We start from the raw sequence: 16,695 nt of genomic DNA, 5'->3' as shown, positions 1-16,695 counted from the left end.
AGACCTGTGCGGGTGCATAAACCACCGCGCTCGAATTCCGTCCCGCCGCCCATCCATCTTTTCCTCCGCGGGGCGGATGCTTGAGAAGTCGACAACGGCAGAAAACGAACACAGAAGGAGGCACGGGGCATGAAGAAGGTTCTGTTCGTCGTCTCGGCAGCGGACCGCTGGACCTTGAACGACGGCACGATTCACCCATCCGGATACTGGGCGGAAGAGTTGGCTGTCCCGCACCGGATCTTCGCCGAGGCGGGGTGGGACATCACGATCGCCACACCTGGTGGCAAGGCGCCGACGGTGGACCAGCTGAGCCTCGGCTTCGCCGGCGGCATGCCTTGGAAACGCCGTGAGGTCAAGGGCTATCTCGACAGCATCAGCGACCAGCTCGACCATCCGCATGTGCTCGCCGAAGTGAATGCCGACGACTTCGATCTCGTCTTCTACCCAGGCGGTCACGGGCCCATGGAAGATCTCGCCTACGACGAGGTATCCGGCGCACTGCTCACCGCACGGGTGGCAGCCGACAAACCTCTCGCGCTGCTGTGCCACGCCCCCGCCGCGATTCTGGCCGCCACTCGGGCCGACGGCACATCGGCCTTCGCGGGCTACCGCATGACCGGGCTGTCGAATCGCGAAGAGCTGCTCAACCGGTTCTCGAAGAAGGCGCCTTGGCTGCTCGAAGACCGGATGAAGGAGGCCGGCGTGGAGTACGTGAAGGCCTTCCTCCCGCTGCGCCCGTACGTCACGGTTGATCGGAACGTCTATACGGGCCAGAACCCGCAGTCGTCGCACGCTCTGGCGACGCGACTGGTAGCCGACCTGTAACCGCCGCAACGAGTACGGAGGCATACTGGTATGGCCGAAATCCTGTTCGTGATGACCGGCGCCGACCATTGGACCTTGGCCGATGGCACTCGTCACCCCACCGGGTACTGGGCAGAAGAGTTCACCGCGCCCTATGCTGCCTTCACCGGGGCCGGTCACCGCATCACCATCGCCACTCCCGGCGCAGTGGTGCCGACCGTCGACCACGGCAGCCTGGCGGAAGCTGTCGCCGGTGGCCCCGACGGTGTCCGGCGTATCACCGAAATCCTCGACAGCGCAGGGGAATTGAACAATCCCGTGCGTCTGGAAGACGTGCAGCCGCACGACTACAACGCCCTCTATTATCCGGGCGGTCACGGCCCGATGGAAGATCTGGCGGTGAATCCCGACTCCGCGAAGTTGCTCGAATCCGCGCTCGCGGCCGGCATTCCGTTGGGGATCGTCTGCCATGCGCCCGCCGCGCTGCTGGCGACCGCCGCCGACGGCGAGTCGCCGTTCGCCGGCTACCGGTTGACCGCGTTCAGCAATGTCGAAGAGACACAGGTCGGTTTCGCCGACAAGGCTGAATGGCTGCTGCAGGATCGTTTGATCGCCCTGGGCGCGGACTACCGCGAGGGACCGGCGTGGGCACCGCACATCGAAATCGACCGCAACGTGTACACGGGACAAAACCCGGCCTCGTCGGCACCGCTGGCCGCCGCGCTTCTCGAGGTGTTGTAGCGAGAAGTCAGGGGCGTGCTCGGATCGCCCGACCCGGAAACAGGTATCCGCATAGGTGGTTCTACGGGTGTGGCGCGCACCACCGCGCGCGATAGTCGATACGCGCGGCACCGGCCTGAGCATCGATATACGGCCGGTGGTAGCCCGCCGCGCCCGGAGCAAGTGGATGGAAAGCCCTTGGCGAGAGTAGTTGACAGCCGACCGAAGAGACGTGCTGGTGCCGTGCCCCGCGGGAAGGTGCTCGCATTCGGGCCGCGGCTGCTCGATTCCGACAGCGTCTGGCGGCTGCTCACCGACCGAGCAGCGGTGAGTGGTCGCAGGACGATGCTTGTCAGCGAAACCGGTGAGCGACTCGATTACACGCAGGTCGCGGAACAAGCCGGCCGGGTCGCTTCGGCCCTGCACGACATGGGAATCGGTCCCGGTACGCGAGTCGCGTGGCAGCTTCCGACCAGGTTGAGCACGGTGCTGGTGATGTTGGCGTTGTCCCGGCTGGGTGCTGTTCAGGCGCCGATCGACCCGCTGCTCGGCCGCCGCGAGACGGGGGCAGCGATTGCCGCGGCGCAGGCCGAGTTCCTGCTGGTACCCGGCACGTGGCGTGGCATCGACTATCGGGCGCGCGCCTCGGCGGTCTCGGGAGTATCGCGCGTCCTCACCATAGGCCCTGACGCGCCGGCGGGAACGGGGCAGTGGAAGCCCTCACAGCAACGGTCGGGTAGTTGGGAGAAGCGCTGGATCTTCTTCTCGGCGGGGAAGACCGGGCTGCCGAAAGGCGCCTACCACACCGACGCGTCGCTCCTTGCCGCAGCGCGTGGACTGGCACTTCGGGCGCGACTCGGCGAAGTCGTCGAGGATATCGCCGCCCTCGGGCTTCCCATCGCGTGTGCCCAGAGTGCGGTGGCCCTGCTGGCGGCACTACAGGCCGGAGTCGGCTTGATCCTCATGGAACACTTCGACCCGGGCCATGCTGTGGGTGTTCTACGGCAGAACGGAGTCACGATCGTTCACGGCTCCCCGAGGATCTACCAGGCGTTGCTGGACCGCCAGCGCGGTTTACCTCGCAGCAGTTCGCTGTTGCCCGACCTGAGGATGCTGAAGGGCTCGGTCGAGCCGTGTTCGCCGGATCTGTTCAAGGCGGTCGAGCGCGAACTCGGCGTCGTCGTCGCGCACGACTACGGGATGGCGGAGGCACCGGTGATCAGCGCATCCGGGCAGTACCACACGACTGAGCAGTTGACGAACACCGACGGCGCTCCGATCCAGAGTCTCAGGGTGCGCATCGTCGAACGCGGAGTCGAGACGGCGCTGGGACGCTGGGGCGAAATCGAGGTCTCGGGTGCGGCATTGTTTCGGGGATACACCGATACGTCCTTGAACGACAAAGCATTCACAGACGACGGATGGTTCCGGACCGGGGACCGGGGCCGGTTACGTGCCGACGGCCACCTCGAGGTGTGGGCGGGCGCCGGTCAACCGAGGTGACATTCGAGTTCACGACCTGCTTCCGGTGCGTGACGACGTCACCCACGCCGCGATCTGAACTCGCGACGTGAATCCGAGTTTGTCGAATATGTGCGCGATATGCCCGTCGACAGTTCGGGGAGAGATCACCAGCTTCGTAGCGATCTCCTTGTTGCTCGCGCCGTTCGCGACCAATTCCGCGATCTCCGCTTCACGCTTGGTGAGAACCGCGGTCAACGCCGCGACCTCGCCGGAGGCTCCGGCGCCGGCGCGTCCGAGGGCGAAGGCCACATTGGCTTCGAGGCGGGCCCGGAGCCCGGTGTGGTGATCCTCGCGGAACGAGCGATCGCCGAGCGCGCTCCGGGCCTGCTCGGTGCATTCGGTTGTGAAACCGGTCATGTAGGGGAAGATCGTGGTATCGGTAGCGTCCCACAGCGAGTCCGCGGCCCCGAGCAAACGTGCAGCACGATGGTGATCCGTACGTGAACCGGCGATCCACGCAAGCGTTTCCAAGCATTGAGCCGTGCCGACGGCATTGTCGAAGAGGCGATGCGTTCGCAGGGCGTCTCGGGTCAGATCCTCGGACTCGTCGAGTTCACCCTGCTGCCAGCGAATCGTGGCCAGCAACCACGTCGCTTCCGCGTGATGCCACAGTTCGCCGTGCGCCTCACTGACCGCGATGGCTCGCCGGCATTCGCTGATGGCACGCTCGGTGTCACCGAGAAGGAACAGCGTTACGCCGCGCCGAGCGGCAACGATGGCATGGCACATCGCGTCGTCCGCGTCGGCTCGTTCGACTGCCTCGTCGAAAATGGTGAGTGCCTCCCGTAATCGGCCTTGCAGCATCCGGCACATACCCAGAAACGCCGTGGCGATCGCCGACTCGTGGGAATCGCCGACGTGTTGCGCCATGTCCCTGGCTCGAAGCAACAGCGGTTCGGCGCGGTCCAGATCGCCCTGCTGCATCGCGGACCACCCGTCCAGCCAGAGCGTCACCGACAATGCGGGGGAAGGTCGTGTCAGCACCGCACGGACGCGGTCGATCCAGTGTTGCGCGTCTCCGAGCAACCCGGCGTTGGACGACGCTGCCACCAATGCGGCCGCGATCATCGCGGTCGCCTCGCCCCCGTCGTTCTCGGACAGGGCGAAATCCAGGGCCGCGCAGAGATCGTCGCGCTCGGTCGGGTCCGAAACCTGTCGAGTGAGCTGGTTCGGACCGAACCAGTTGGCATACGACGCCGACGCGAGTGCGCGGAAATAGTCGCGGTGCCGACGGCGGAAGGCGATTTCGGCCCCCGCTCCTCTCAGGTTCTCCATGCCGAACGCCCGGATTGTCGTCAGCATTCGGTAACGGACCTCGGGCCCGCTCGGCTCGGTCGCAATGATCGATTTGTCGACCAAACCGATGAGCGCTGCTGTCACGCTTTCCGGCGGCAATTGATCGTCGGAGCATGTCGCCTCGGCTGCCTCGGCGGTGAAACTTCCGGCGAACACACTCAGTCGAGCCCACAGTGTCTGCTCCTGGGGAGTGCAGAGGTCGAAGCTCCACATGATCAGAGACCGGAGGCTGCGCTGCCGGACCGCGGTGACTGTGCTGGTGGTCTGGAGCAGACCGTAGGTTTCGTCCAGGCGAGCCAGGATCTGCTGCGGTGAGAAGTGCCGGGTACGAGCGGCGGCGAGTTCGATGGCCAGGGGAAGTCCGTCGAGTCGATCGCACAGGGCCGCAACGGCTTCCGCGTTTTCCGCCACGAGGAGGAACCGCGGATCCAGGGCCCGGCTGCGCTCGACGAACAACGTGACGGCATCGAATTGCTCGAGTTCGGCCGGCGTGAGACCCGTCCGAACCGCTTGTCGTCCCGACGGCCCACGTGCGCCTCGGGTCTCGGGAAAAGGGAGTGGGCGGATGGTGTGAAGGTGTTCGCCGGGGATGCCCAGCGGTTGTCTGCTCGTTGCGAGAACACGGAGTAGCGGACAGCTTTCGAGCAGAATGTGGACGACCGCGGCACACGCGTCGACGAGGTGTTCGCAGTTGTCGAGGACAAGTAGCAGGGACCGATCGTGGAGTTGGTTGCTCAAGACCGCGGGCGCCCAGCCGGAAGCTCGATTCTGTAGTTTCAGCGCTCTGGCGATGGTGGATGTGAGCAGCTCCTCGTCGTGCAGAGTGGACAGGTCGACGAACCAGACACCGTCGGGGAAGGCGCGTCGCGCCGTCATCGCAGTGCGAAGTGCCAGCCGGGTCTTACCGACCCCGCCCGGACCGATGAGCGTCACCAACCGGGCCAGGGTCAGCGAGCGCTTGATATCGCCCAGCTCGACCTCCCTGCCGACAAAATTGGTGACCTCTGCCGGTAGGTGGCCGTTCCCTCGATCGATCCCGCTCGCCACCGAGCGAGTCGGCTTTCCGAAGCTCGACGTCGTTTCGATCCCTTCTGGAATTCCGCACGTTGTTCGCCTTCGAGCCTAACTGTCCGACGGTCCCGATCGGAGGGATCGCTCGGCGCGGAAGGGACGGCGCAGGTGAGAAATACGGAACCTCATTCCGGCGGACAATCGACGTCCGAAACAGGAAAGTCGCGGAACCGGGTTCCGCAGGGAATTGTTTCGCCACCGCCGATTTCGGCGGAAATGTCGGGCATGATCACGGTCGACTCTGAAATCCGTTCAACCGGAGATGGTCAGGAGAACGCCGTGGATCCGAGCACAAGCACATACCTTCGCGTACGGGGCCGGGCGGAAGCGGGTGGTCGGGCCGTGGGCGTGTCCGGGCGGATCGTGGCGCAACGGAGAGGCGTCGGCAGTGAGCACTAGCAGCTCATCCGAAATCCGATCCGGCGAGGCGAGTGCGCGCGGCGCCGATTGCCTTCGCGGTGCGGGTGGTTCGCCGATTCCGTTCAGCTCTCTGCTGGCGATCAGCGCGGGAGGTTCAGGCGCATCCACAACGGATGATCCGGCCGGCGGGTCTCGTTTTCGGCTGGGCAGGTCGCCGTGGCTGGAGGGGGCCGCCGCGGCGAGACTGCCCGCTCCACTGGTGATCCTGGCCGATTTCGCGATCGGAGCTGCCGTCGCCGGAGTCCGGTCCGGCGCGGTGCTGACGGAGGCGTTGCGGGTCGATGTGCTGGCTCCGCACAGCGGCGAGTTGGAGACGACCGCATGCGGTGTCGCGGTTGCCGGCCGGCGGCATATCGCCAACAGCGTGATTCGGGACCGCCTGACCGGCGCGATCGTGGGATCCGCGACGGGGCGCCTGGTCGTTCTCGATGCCGATCGGGGGATGCCGCGTGCCCCTCGGCCGGACCGGCCGGGGTCGGTTCTCTCGATCCGCGAGATGCTCGACGGTGGTCTCGACGTGGTCCGTCCGGCGCCGTCCGCGGTGCGGGTGCGCATTCCCGTGGGCCGCGAGCTGGGCAACTCGTACGGCTACATGCACGGCGGTGCCGTCGCGGCGATGTGTGACGTCGGGTTGCATCAGCTGCGCGAGGATCCCGGCGGTGACCTCTTCGACAACCGGGTCGTGGACGTTTCGGTCGACTACTACGCGCCGGTTCCGTTGGCTTCCGACATCGAAGTAACCGCTGCCGTCACCGGACGGGCCGGGTCGCGGGTGCGGGTCAGCGCGTCGATCGGCGTGGGTACAGACCATCCGGCGGCGGTGGCGTGCTACACCCTGCGCGCCGGGAGACGGATTCCGGGAGGTTCGCATTAGCCCGGCCGGAGCGCGTTGAGAACGAATGCGTATGTGGCGGAGACGATTTCCTCCTCGGCGTGAGGTAGGGGCGCAAGCAGGAGATCATCGAGAACCCCGCGCACGAGATACTGCACCATGATCGCGTCGGCCTCGGGGTTTCCCGGTCGGAACTCGTGGTCGCGCATTCCGCGGGCGAGAATGTCGGCCAATTGCCGGTTGAGGACGCGATGCACCGAGCGGGTCTGCTCGGGTAATTCGTCCAGCAGTTCGGGGCTGCGGAACATCCGAAGGCGTTCCGCCCGGGAGGCGTCGTACCCATGTGCGATGGTGAACGCGACCCAGCCTCGCAACTGTTGCGACGCCGTGGGAGCGGTGCGGAGGGTTCGGCGCAATCGCGCGTTGGCTGCTCTGACCTCGTCGGTGAGCAATGCGAGCAGCAGATGCCCCTTGCTGGGAAAGAGACAGTAGAACCTGCGCGCCGATATGCCGGAAGCCGCCAGCACCTGTCGGATCTTCAATGACCGGAAGTTCGAACGTTCGAGCACTTCCCGTGCGGCGCATAGGATTCGGTGGCGTGCGACTGCGTCTTCGCTGGGTGCGACCTCGAACCGTGGTGGCCGCGATTCCGGCCGCAGATGGCACGACTGTGTCAAAGTTGAATTCATTCATGGAAGTCTAACTTGAATTCATCTGCTACATTGACCTGCATGTTGCGTCTCGATGCGTCCCTCAGTGAGGATTTGGAAGGCACGGGTGCGGAAGCTCGGCGGATGGAATCCGAAGGCTTCGCTACGGCGTGGTGTGGTGAGTCCAAATACGATCCGTTCCTGCGCTGCCTGTCCGCCGCCGCGGCTACGGAGCGGTTGCGTGTCGGAACGGCGGTGGCCATCGCCTTCGGTCGTAGTCCGCTGACCACGGCGAGTGCTGCCTACGACCTGGCGCGCTACAGCCGTGGCCGGTTCACCCTGGGCCTCGGCTCGCAGGTCAAGTCGCATATCGAACGCCGCTTCTCGATGCCGTGGTCGCATCCTGCCGCGCGCATGCGCGAGTATGTGACCGCGGTACGCGCCATCTGGGAGTCCTGGCAGGAAGACAAGAACCTGGATTTCGCCGGTGATTTCTACACCCACACGTTGATGCCTCCCTTCTTCCGGCCGGCCGCGCACGAATTCGGTGTGCCCGAGATCTTCCTCGCAGCGGTGGGGGAGCGCATGACCGAAGTGGCGGGGGAGGTGTGCGACGGCTTGGCGTTCCATCCGTTCACCACGACGCGATATCTGCGGGAGGTCACTCTCCCCGCGGTCGCGCGCGGGCGGGCGCGTGCCGGGCGCGACATCGACGAGTTCGCTCTGTGTGGCCCGGTTCTCGCGGCCACGGGCCGTACCGAGGAGGAACTCGCGGCGGCAACGGCCGGGGTGCGCGCGCAGATCGCGTTCTACGCCTCCACTCCCTCCTATCGGGGGGTTTTGGAGCTGCACGGCTGGGAGGCTGTCGCTGGTGAGCTCACGGCGATGACGAAGCAGGGGCGCTGGTCCGAACTGGCAACCCTGATCGACGACGAGATCCTGGATGCGGTCGCCGTCGTGGGCGAACCGGATGCCGTGGCACGGCAGCTCGTCGAGCGATATGGTCCGATCGCCCGCTCGGTGTCGTTCTCGACGCCGTATCAGCACGACCGGACGGTGTGGCGCGATGTCGCCGCGGAAGTCGCGCGGCTGACGGGCGCCACGCGCCCGGTCGGCTGACAAGCCTCGGGTCAACTCGGCATCCGCGGGGCCTCCTCGCGGATGCCGATCCATTCCTCCAGCACTTCCTCGGTGTGCATACCCGGTTCCGGCGCGACACCGACGCCGACGTGTGGGTGGGCGGAGAATCGCGGTGCGCGGCCGGGCTGCAGAACTCCGCCGGGCGAGGCCACGCTGCCGCGAGCCGCGATCTGCGGATCTGTCGCCGCCTCGCGCAGACTGCGTACCGGGGATACGCAGGCGTCGGTGCCTGCGAAGATCTCGATCCATTCGGCCCGTGTCCGTGAGCGAAATGTCTCCGCGATTCGCGCCCGGAGTTCGGGCCAGGTCGACCGATCGTGTTGCCGACCGAGATCGACGTCCAGTCCCAGACCGGTGACGAAGGCCGCGTAGAACTGGGGTTCGACGGCGCCTACCGCCATGTAGGTGCCGTCGGCGGTGTCGTATACGGAGTAGAACGGGGCGCCGCCGTCGAACAGATTGACGCCCCTCTCGTCGGCCCACGTCCCCGATGCCATCCGGGCGTGCGTTCCGGCCAGCAGATGCGAAACGCCGTCCACGATCGCCGCGTCGACTACTTGGCCCCGGCCGGTGCGGGCCGACTCGCGCAGTGCCGCCAGCAAGCCGACGACCAGGTAGAGACCGCCACCGCCGAAGTCGCCGAGCAAATTGACGGGGATCTGCGGTGGACCGCCCGCCGTGCCGATGGCGTGCAGCGCCCCGGTCACCGCGATGTAGTTCAGGTCGTGGCCGGCGGTGTGCGCCAGTGGGCCGTCTTGGCCCCATCCCGTCATCCGGCCGTAGACCAGTGCCGGATTGAGTTCCAGGCAGTCGGCGGGGCCCAATCCCAGCCGTTCGGCGACTCCCGGCCGGAATCCCTCGATGATCGCGTCCGCGGCCGCGACGAGACCGTGTGCGGCGGTGAGCCCGGAGTCGGACTTGAGGTCGAGATCCACCGACCGCTTTCCGCGATGCAGCAGATTTTGCGCCGGAGTACCGGGGAACAGTGTCGGTTGTCCCTTGCGGTCGATACGCACGACGTCGGCGCCGAGATCGGCGAGCAGCATCGCGGCGAACGGCCCCGGGCCGATGCCGCCGAGCTCGAGCACGCGCAGGCCCGACAGCGGGCCGGAGGCGGAAGGTTCCGCGCCGGCGGAGTTGTCGCGAGATGTCATTGAGAGCCCTTTCTGCCCGCGGTCCGCCGGGCGGGCGGTGCCGCGGGAAACGGTACTAGCCAAGATGTATTCAATTCTGCGATACTGGCGAAGTTGAATTCAAAATGCGATCGTAGACCACGAGCCGGGAAGCGGAGGAGATGAATGGGTGCGGAGCAGACGCTCTACGGCGTCCGAGTGCGTGACGAGAACGCGGTGCGGATCGTCACCCTCGATCGGCCGGAACGCCGTAACGCGTTGGATCTCGCAGTCCGTCCGGTGCTCGCGGAGGTCTTCGAAAAGGCCGATGCCGATCCCGCGGTGCGGGCGATCGTTCTGACCGGGCGGGACGGGGCGTTCTGTTCCGGCGGTGACGTATCGCTGATGGAACGGATGACGCCGGATGTAGCCGTGCCGCGGCTCGAGGCCGCGCAGCGGATCGTCCGGTCGATCGCCGGCGGCTCCACCCCGGTCGTCGCCGCGGTCGACGGCGTAGCTCTCGCCGCGGGACTGGGTCTGGCTCTGGCCTGCGACCGCATCGTGGCGTCCTCGACGGCACGGTTCTCCGCGCGGTTCACCGGCGTGGGGCTGGCTGCCGACCTCGGTATCTCCTGGTCGCTGCCCCGACGGATCGGTGTCGCGCGCGCACGTCACCTGATGATGCTCGGCGGCCTGATCCAGGCGGAGGAGGCGCTGCGGCTGGGCATGGTCGATGCTGTGGTCGAGCCCGCCGACGTACTCGCGACCGCCATGGCAGAGGCCCAGCTCTTCGCTTCCGGCCCGCCCCGGGCGCTGGCTCTGATCAAAGGGCTGTTCGCCGATCCACCGGCGGATCTGCACGCCGCACTGGATCGTGAGACCGCGATACAGGCCGAACTGATGGACACCGACGACTTCGCCGAGGGAATCGCGGCTTTCGCGCAGAAGCGACCGGCTCGATTCCCCGGCACCTGATATCCGCTACGCCGGATATAGCTTCACCAACACCGAAATCTGGAGGTAAAAATGCGACTCGAAGGCACATCCACACTGGTCACAGGAGGAGGCTCGGGTCTGGGACGCGCTACCGCGGCAGCCCTCGTAGCCCGGGGTGCGTCCGTGGTGATCGCGGATCTGCCCGAGTCGCCCGGCGAGAAGACCGCGGCCGATCTGGGCGTGCGTTTCGTGCCGGCCGACGTCACCAGCGAAGAGCAGATGGTGGCGGCCTTGGACGCCGCGGAGCAGGCCGGTCCGGTCCGGGGTGTGGTGCACTGCGCCGGTCGCGGCGGTGACCGTACCCGCATCATCGACCGCAACCGGGTGCCCGGAACGCTGGAAGGTTTCGAGGAGGTGTTGCGCGTCAACCTGCTCGGCACCTACAACGTCCTGCGGCTGGCCGCGCAGCGGATGGCGGGAAACGAGGAACTCGACGGTGATCGCGGCGCGATCGTCATGACGGCTTCTGTCGCCGCGTTCGACGGCCAGATCGGGCAGACGTCGTACACGGCGTCCAAGGCGGCCGTCCACGGCATCACACTCGTCGCCGCCCGCGACCTCGCGAGCTGGTCCATCCGGGTCAATACCATCGCCCCGGGCACCTTCGAGACACCGATGCTCGGACGGCTGCGCGACGATATCCGCGAGGGGCTGGCGGCGTCGGTCCCGCATCCGAAGCGCCTGGGCCGTCCCGAGGAGTACGGCCGGCTCGCGGTGGAGATGCTCGAGAACTCGTATCTGAACGGCCAGACCATTCGCTTGGACGGCGCGATCCGGATGGCACCGCGATGACGGCGAACGGTTCCGGGGCCGGTGAGGTCCAGGTCGAGGTCGACGGCGCGATCATGGTGATCACGATCGACCGTCCGGCTCAGCGCAATGCGATGACGAAGGCCGCGTCCGAGCGGATCGCGGCGGCGTTGGACGAGCTCGAGTCGAGGTCCGATCTCACCGTCGCGATCCTGACCGGCGCCGGCGGCACCTTCTGCGCCGGCATGGATTTGAAGCGATTCGCCGCGGGGGAACTGCCGCGAGTCGACGGGCGCGGATTCGGGGGACTCGTCGAGGCGCCACCGGCCAAACCGTTGATCGCCGCGGTCGAGGGGTGGGCGCTGGGCGGGGGGCTCGAACTCGTCCTCGCGTGCGACCTCGTCGTGGCCGCGGAAACCGCTCGCTTCGGGTTGCCCGAGGTCAAGCGCGGGCTACTGGCTCGCGGTGGCGGCAATGTGCGCTTGCCGCGGCGTATCCCGCGCGCGTTCGCCATGCAGGCGCTGTTGACCGGGGAACCGTTCGACGCGGCCCGGGCGCGCGAGTGGGGACTGGTGAACGAAGTCGTGGCGGAGGGACAGGCACTCGCCGCGGCACGCGAGCTGGCGCGAACCATCGCCGCGAACGCACCGCTGGCGGTGGTCGCAGCGAAGCGGCTCGCCACCGAATCCGAGGACTGGCCTGCCGACGAATTGTTCGCACGGCAGACCGCGATCTCGCAGCCGGTTTTCGACTCGGCCGATGCGGTGGAGGGCGCGGCCGCCTTCGCGCAACGGCGCGCCCCGGTATGGACCGGGCGATGAGCACAAACGATACGAGGAGTTGGACGGATGCGTGAGGCAGTAATCGTCGAGGCGGTGCGGACACCGATCGGCAAGCGCAAAGGCGGGTTGTCCGGCATTCATCCGGTGGATCTGTCCGCGCTGGTGCTGCGAGAGTTGGTGCGCCGCACCGGAATCGATCCCGCGGATATCGACGATGTCCAGTGGGGCTGTGTCACCCAGCTCGGTGACCAGTCCAGCAACGTCGGACGATTCGCGGTACTGGCCGCCGGCTGGCCGGAGACCGTCCCCGGCGTGACCATCAACCGGGCGTGCGGGTCCAGTCAGCAGGCGCTCGATCACGCTGCCTTCGCGGTGATGTCGGGGCAGCAGGACATTGTCGTCGCCGGTGGTGTGGAGACCATGAGCCGGGTCCCGCTCGGCGCGGCGCGAGAGTCCGGCCTGCCTTACGGCCCGGCTGCGCGTGCTCGCTACGACGATGCGGACTTCAACCAGGGCACCGGCGCGGAAATGATCGCCGAACGCTGGAACCTGTCCCGGCAGGCCCTCGACGAGTATGCGTCGGAGTCGCACGCGCGGGCGGCGGCCGCCATCGATTCCGGTGCGTTCACCGGGCAGACGGTGCCGGTCGAGACCGAGAACGGAACCGTCACCGTCGACGAGGGGGTGCGCCGTGGCACCACCCCGGAGACGCTGGCGGCCCTGAAGCCGTCCTTCCGGCCCGATGGGGTGATCCACGCGGGCAATTCCTCGCAGATCTCCGACGGCGCGGCGGCGCTGCTGGTGACGACCCCTGAGAAGGCCCGCGACCTCGGCCTGACGCCGTTGGTGCGCTACCACTCGGGGGCCGTCACCGGTGCCGATCCCGTGATGGTTCTGACCGGTCCGATTCCGGCCACGGCCAAGGTGCTGAAGCGTTCCGGGCTGTCGATCGGCGATATCGGCGCGTTCGAGGTCAACGAGGCGTTCGCGCCCGTCCCACTGGCGTGGCTCGCCGAAACCGGCGCCGACCCGGCGCGGACGAATCCGCTCGGCGGGGCCATCGCGGTCGGTCATCCGCTGGGTGGGTCGGGAGCGATTCTGATGACCAGGCTGATCCACCACATGCGCGCTCAGGGTTTGCGATACGGATTGCAGACGATGTGCGAAGGTGGCGGCACCGCGAACGCGACGATCGTCGAACTCGTCGATTAGGACGCTCGCGCTGTCGTCGGGCAGGTCCGATCACCGCCTGCTCGACCGCATTCATATCGACGCCGGGGTGGCACGACCAGGCCATCCCGGCACATTCTCCGGAGGTTTCTGTGGGTTATCTGGAAGAGCTGGGCGGTCTCGCCGGCAAGCGGGCGGTGATCATCGGCGGCGCCGGCGGACTCGGCGCGTTGAGTTCGCTCGCCCTGCATCGCGCCGGTGCGGAGCTCGTCGTGCTCGATCGTGACGGCGATGCGGTAGCGGCCTTGCGCGCCGACCTGGGCGCCGACGTTCAGTTCGTGGTCGGTGACGCGCGGGAGTCGACGGCGCTGGACGAGGTGGCCGCGGCGGCGGGCGACACCGTCGACATCCTGGTGAATGTCGTCGGTGGCACCTTCTGGGCCGAGCTGGAGTCTCTCAGCGAGAACGCGATCAACAGCCTGATGCGCCTCAACTTCCTCGCGCCCGTGCAGGCGATCCGGCGATTCCTGCCGCAGCTGCGCGCGGCGAGCGAGCGTAACGGGACGCAGGGCGCATCGATCATCAACGTCACGTCGATCGAGGCGCATCGCGGCGCGCCGTCGTGTTCGGTGTACGCGGCGATGAAGGCGGCACTCACCAGCATGAGCGCCTCGCTGGCAGTCGAGTTGGCGCCGAGCAATATCCGGGTCAACACGATCGCGCCCGATATCGTCGAAACACCGGCCCTGGTCGGACTGCTCGGCCACGAGACCGCCGGCGAGCAAGCGGTGGCGGCCCGCTACGCCGCCACGATTCCGCTGGAACGAGGCGGTAGCGCCGACGACTGGGCGGGTGGGCTGCTCTTCCTCGCTTCCGGTCTGTCCCGGTATGTGACCGGTCAGGCACTGCATATCGACGGCGGCAGCAGCGCGGCGGCCGGATTCACCCGCTGGTCCGGGGAGGGGTGGTTCCCGTTCCTCCCGCTCAGCGTCACATCGCATATGCCGGAAATCGATCGGTTGCGTGGGGTGTCCTCGTAACGAAGCGCGATAGAAGGCCGCAGTGTCGGCCGGACCGGAAACAAAGGAAGCATTTGATGGACAAACGAATCGCGGTCGTCACGGGCGCGAACAAAGGTGTGGGACGGGCGATCGCCGAATTGCTCGCCGCAGCGGGATCGACCGTCTACCTGGGGGCGCGTGACGCCGTCCGTGGCCAGGCCGTGGTCGACGAGTTGGTGGCTTCGGGCTCGGACGTACGGCTCCTGGAACTCGACGTCACCGACGACGCCGGGGTGGCCGCCGCGGCCGCCGCGGTGGCCGAGCAGGTCGATCGGGTCGACGTGCTGGTGAACAACGCGGGGGCCGCCTTCGGCTGGTCCACCCCGCCCAGTCGCGAGCCGATGGCCGAGATCAAGGCCATCTACGAGGTGAACGTCTTCGGTGCCATCCGGGTGACGCAAGCATTTCTCCCGCTGCTACAGGCGGCGCCGTCCGCCAATGTGGTCATGGTCAGCAGCATCACGGGCTCGCTGACCGCGGGTCTGGACGAGACGACTCCGTTCGCCCGCATCAACCAGCTCGGCTACAACAGTTCGAAGACCGCCCTCAACGCGGTGGTGGTCGCTTTCGCCAAGGAGCTGCGCGATTCCGGCATCAAGGTCAACGCCGTGGAACCCGGCTTCGTCGGGACCGAGATGAACGAGGGGCGCGGACCCCTGACCCCGGCCGAGGGAGCGGCGGAGCCGGTGCGGTTGGCCCTGCTCGGTCCGGACGGGCCCACCGGCGGGTTCTTCGGTGCGGGCGGAACCCGGCCGTGGTGAGTCGGGCGGCGGCGGGAGGCGGACGTAATGGATGATTCGTATCCGGAGTTGTTCCGGCGACGGTCTCTGCGCGATCCTCACCGCCCTGCACTGAGATTCGAGGGCCGCACGTGGACCTATTCGCAATTGCGTATCGAATTCGAGTCTCTGGCAACAGGTTTGGCCGAATTGGGCGTCCGGCGCGGTGATCGCGTCCTCTACGTCGGGCTCAACCATCCGAGCCTGATTCTGGCGGCTTTCGCGGTCATGGACCTGGGAGCGGTGTTCGTCCCGGTCGATCCGCGGCTGGCCGGGCCGGAGCGGGCGTGGGTACTCGAGGATGTCCGCCCGGTGGTAGCCATCGTCGCGGAGGAATTCCGGGCCGACTATGCCGACGCGGCCCCGCGGGTAACGGTGGTGACGGCCGACGGGAGCGGCCCGGCGTCGGTCGCCGGATTGATCGCCGCACATGTCGGCGGACCACGTCTTCCCGTGCGTCCCTCGGATCTGGCGTTGATCCTCTACACCTCGGGAACGACCGGCCGGCCCAAGGGCGTGCTGCACAGCCACACGATGATCCTGGCCAACGGCATCAATTTGGCGCGGACATTCGGTGTCGGCCGCGACGACGTGGGACTGGTGATGACGCCTATGTTCCATACCGCCGGTTTCAACACCAGTACCGTCGAGCTCTGGGCACACGGCGGGGAGATCGTGTTGTTGCCGCGGATGGACGGGCCGAAGGCCCTCGCAGCGATCACGCAGTACGGAGTCACTCGCATAGACACGGTGACCGCCGCCCTCAATGTTCTCTACCGGACGCCCGGATTCCTGCAGGCCGATCTCTCGAGTATTCGCTCGCTGAATGTCGGCGGTGCGCCGATTCCCGCCGAGCAGGTGGAAGTGTTCCGGCGCCAGGGCGCACAGATCTACATGGCGGTCGGGATGACCGAGTGCACGGTGGTCTCGGCGCTCGCACCGGAAAAGGTGACCACGAAACCGGGGTCGGTGGGCACCCCACTGTCGCTGGTCGACTACCGCCTGGTCGCACCCGACTCGGGTGAGGTTGTCGACGGACCCGAAACGGTGGGTGAACTCTGCCTGCGAGGGCCATCTGTGACCAGCGGGTATTGGAACAACCCGGCCGCGACTGCCGCCGCATTCGATGCCGAGGGCTGGTACCACACCGGCGATTTGGCCAGATTCGACCACGACGGTGACCTGTTCCTGGTCGGCCGGGCGAAGGACGTCATCAAAACCGGCGGTGAGAGCGTGGCGGCCGCAGAGGTGGAGCAAGTGGTCGCGAGCCACCCAGCGGTCGCGCGTTGCGCCGTCGTGGGCGCGCCGCACGAACGGTGGGGCGAAACGATCGTCGCCGTGGTCGAACTCGTCGCCGGCTCCACCTTGGAGCTGACCGAGTTGCGGGACTTCTGCGCACCCCACCTTGCCCGTTTCAAGCTGCCGACTCGGCTGGTGCACATGGACGATCTGCCGCTGACGGCGTCCGGAAAGATCGTCAAGCCCAAGCTGCGTGAGCGGCTGGGCGACATTCCCACGACCCCGGCCGGAGGCCTCGGTTGACCCTGCCTCGGGCTGAAATTGCCGACGCGGTCACCGAATTCGACAC

The 16,695-nt window shown here is 67.1% G+C and carries 15 protein-coding genes; 12 read left to right on the top strand and 3 right to left on the bottom strand.

What is annotated here, in order from left to right:
* Nucleotides 1-129: 129 nt before the first annotated feature.
* The 3 genes from IRT45_RS08775 (at nucleotide 130) to IRT45_RS08765 (ending at nucleotide 3,027) form a co-directional block, all read left to right on the top strand.
* Entirely contained in the window at nucleotides 130-825 is a 696-nt protein-coding gene (locus tag IRT45_RS08775; RefSeq protein ID WP_194805373.1) for a type 1 glutamine amidotransferase domain-containing protein, read from the top strand.
* Nucleotides 826-855: 30 nt separating this feature from the next.
* Nucleotides 856-1,545 carry a type 1 glutamine amidotransferase domain-containing protein gene (locus IRT45_RS08770; protein WP_194805372.1) on the top strand — a complete coding sequence of 230 codons (690 nt, stop codon included), beginning with the start codon at nucleotides 856-858 and terminating at the stop codon, nucleotides 1,543-1,545.
* A gap of 222 nt (nucleotides 1,546-1,767) precedes the next feature.
* The gene (locus IRT45_RS08765; RefSeq protein ID WP_194805371.1) at nucleotides 1,768-3,027 is read left to right on the top strand and encodes a class I adenylate-forming enzyme family protein; all 1,260 of its coding nucleotides are present in this window, start codon (nucleotides 1,768-1,770) and stop codon (nucleotides 3,025-3,027) included.
* Nucleotides 3,028-3,036: 9 nt separating this feature from the next.
* On the opposite strand, the gene IRT45_RS37715 is transcribed toward IRT45_RS08765, so the two are convergent.
* Nucleotides 3,037-5,391 (bottom strand): tetratricopeptide repeat protein, encoded by a 2,355-nt coding sequence (locus IRT45_RS37715; protein WP_194805370.1) that lies wholly within the window; start codon nucleotides 5,389-5,391, stop codon nucleotides 3,037-3,039.
* A 643-nt stretch (nucleotides 5,392-6,034) separates the two neighbouring features.
* Between IRT45_RS37715 and IRT45_RS08755 the strand changes: the two genes are divergently transcribed.
* Nucleotides 6,035-6,709, top strand: a complete 675-nt coding sequence (locus IRT45_RS08755; protein ID WP_194805369.1) for a PaaI family thioesterase — start codon at nucleotides 6,035-6,037, stop codon at nucleotides 6,707-6,709.
* Here IRT45_RS08755 and IRT45_RS08750 read toward each other — a convergent pair.
* Entirely contained in the window at nucleotides 6,706-7,356 is a 651-nt protein-coding gene (locus IRT45_RS08750; protein WP_194805368.1) for a TetR/AcrR family transcriptional regulator, read from the bottom strand. The two genes, IRT45_RS08755 and IRT45_RS08750, sit on opposite strands and share 4 nt — an antisense overlap.
* A gap of 42 nt (nucleotides 7,357-7,398) precedes the next feature.
* Between IRT45_RS08750 and IRT45_RS08745 the strand changes: the two genes are divergently transcribed.
* Nucleotides 7,399-8,436, top strand: a complete 1,038-nt coding sequence (locus IRT45_RS08745) for a TIGR03617 family F420-dependent LLM class oxidoreductase (RefSeq protein ID WP_194805367.1) — start codon at nucleotides 7,399-7,401, stop codon at nucleotides 8,434-8,436.
* 11 nt (nucleotides 8,437-8,447) lie between these two features.
* Here IRT45_RS08745 and IRT45_RS08740 read toward each other — a convergent pair whose 3' ends face one another.
* Nucleotides 8,448-9,611: a CaiB/BaiF CoA-transferase family protein gene (locus tag IRT45_RS08740; protein WP_194805366.1), complete on the bottom strand. Its 1,164-nt coding sequence runs from the start codon at nucleotides 9,609-9,611 to the stop codon at nucleotides 8,448-8,450.
* A gap of 144 nt (nucleotides 9,612-9,755) precedes the next feature.
* On the opposite strand from IRT45_RS08740, the gene IRT45_RS08735 reads away from it, so the two are divergent.
* The 7 genes from IRT45_RS08735 to IRT45_RS08705 all read left to right on the top strand — a co-directional run bounded on the left by IRT45_RS08735 (nucleotide 9,756) and on the right by IRT45_RS08705 (nucleotide 16,649).
* Nucleotides 9,756-10,544, top strand: a complete 789-nt coding sequence (locus IRT45_RS08735) for an enoyl-CoA hydratase/isomerase family protein (protein WP_194805365.1) — start codon at nucleotides 9,756-9,758, stop codon at nucleotides 10,542-10,544.
* 51 nt (nucleotides 10,545-10,595) lie between these two features.
* On the top strand, nucleotides 10,596-11,357 hold the full coding sequence (locus tag IRT45_RS08730; RefSeq protein ID WP_194805364.1) for an SDR family NAD(P)-dependent oxidoreductase: 762 nt from the start codon (nucleotides 10,596-10,598) through the stop codon (nucleotides 11,355-11,357).
* Nucleotides 11,354-12,136: a crotonase/enoyl-CoA hydratase family protein gene (locus IRT45_RS08725; RefSeq protein ID WP_194805363.1), complete on the top strand. Its 783-nt coding sequence runs from the start codon at nucleotides 11,354-11,356 to the stop codon at nucleotides 12,134-12,136. The genes IRT45_RS08730 and IRT45_RS08725 overlap by 4 nt, the downstream gene beginning before the upstream one ends.
* A 27-nt stretch (nucleotides 12,137-12,163) precedes the next feature.
* Nucleotides 12,164-13,309, top strand: a complete 1,146-nt coding sequence (locus IRT45_RS08720) for an acetyl-CoA C-acyltransferase (protein WP_194805362.1) — start codon at nucleotides 12,164-12,166, stop codon at nucleotides 13,307-13,309.
* A 110-nt stretch (nucleotides 13,310-13,419) separates the two neighbouring features.
* Complete coding sequence (locus IRT45_RS08715) at nucleotides 13,420-14,307, top strand: SDR family NAD(P)-dependent oxidoreductase (protein WP_194805361.1); 888 nt, start codon at nucleotides 13,420-13,422, stop codon at nucleotides 14,305-14,307.
* A gap of 56 nt (nucleotides 14,308-14,363) precedes the next feature.
* Nucleotides 14,364-15,089 carry an SDR family NAD(P)-dependent oxidoreductase gene (locus tag IRT45_RS08710; RefSeq protein WP_194805360.1) on the top strand — a complete coding sequence of 242 codons (726 nt, stop codon included), beginning with the start codon at nucleotides 14,364-14,366 and terminating at the stop codon, nucleotides 15,087-15,089.
* A gap of 27 nt (nucleotides 15,090-15,116) precedes the next feature.
* Nucleotides 15,117-16,649, top strand: coding sequence for a class I adenylate-forming enzyme family protein (locus IRT45_RS08705; protein WP_194805359.1), 1,533 nt, complete (start codon nucleotides 15,117-15,119; stop codon nucleotides 16,647-16,649).
* Nucleotides 16,650-16,695 lie beyond the last annotated feature (46 nt).

The organism is Nocardia sp. BSTN01, assembly GCF_015354405.1.
Taxonomy (GTDB): domain Bacteria; phylum Actinomycetota; class Actinomycetes; order Mycobacteriales; family Mycobacteriaceae; genus Nocardia.
The sequence above is the reverse complement of the archived record's forward strand: the minus strand, read 5'-3'. Positions and strand labels throughout refer to the sequence as shown.

Coding starts and splice junctions, on each gene's coding strand:
- IRT45_RS08750 (WP_194805368.1), bottom strand. CDS start 7,356: ATGAATTCAACTTTGACACAGTCGTGCCATCTGCGGCCGGAATCGCGG.
- IRT45_RS08730 (WP_194805364.1), top strand. CDS start 10,596: ATGCGACTCGAAGGCACATCCACACTGGTCACAGGAGGAGGCTCGGGT.
- IRT45_RS08770 (WP_194805372.1), top strand. CDS start 856: ATGGCCGAAATCCTGTTCGTGATGACCGGCGCCGACCATTGGACCTTG.
- IRT45_RS08735 (WP_194805365.1), top strand. CDS start 9,756: ATGGGTGCGGAGCAGACGCTCTACGGCGTCCGAGTGCGTGACGAGAAC.
- IRT45_RS08705 (WP_194805359.1), top strand. CDS start 15,117: ATGGATGATTCGTATCCGGAGTTGTTCCGGCGACGGTCTCTGCGCGAT.
- IRT45_RS08775 (WP_194805373.1), top strand. CDS start 130: ATGAAGAAGGTTCTGTTCGTCGTCTCGGCAGCGGACCGCTGGACCTTG.
- IRT45_RS08745 (WP_194805367.1), top strand. CDS start 7,399: ATGTTGCGTCTCGATGCGTCCCTCAGTGAGGATTTGGAAGGCACGGGT.
- IRT45_RS08710 (WP_194805360.1), top strand. CDS start 14,364: ATGGACAAACGAATCGCGGTCGTCACGGGCGCGAACAAAGGTGTGGGA.
- IRT45_RS08740 (WP_194805366.1), bottom strand. CDS start 9,611: ATGACATCTCGCGACAACTCCGCCGGCGCGGAACCTTCCGCCTCCGGC.
- IRT45_RS08720 (WP_194805362.1), top strand. CDS start 12,164: ATGCGTGAGGCAGTAATCGTCGAGGCGGTGCGGACACCGATCGGCAAG.
- IRT45_RS08725 (WP_194805363.1), top strand. CDS start 11,354: ATGACGGCGAACGGTTCCGGGGCCGGTGAGGTCCAGGTCGAGGTCGAC.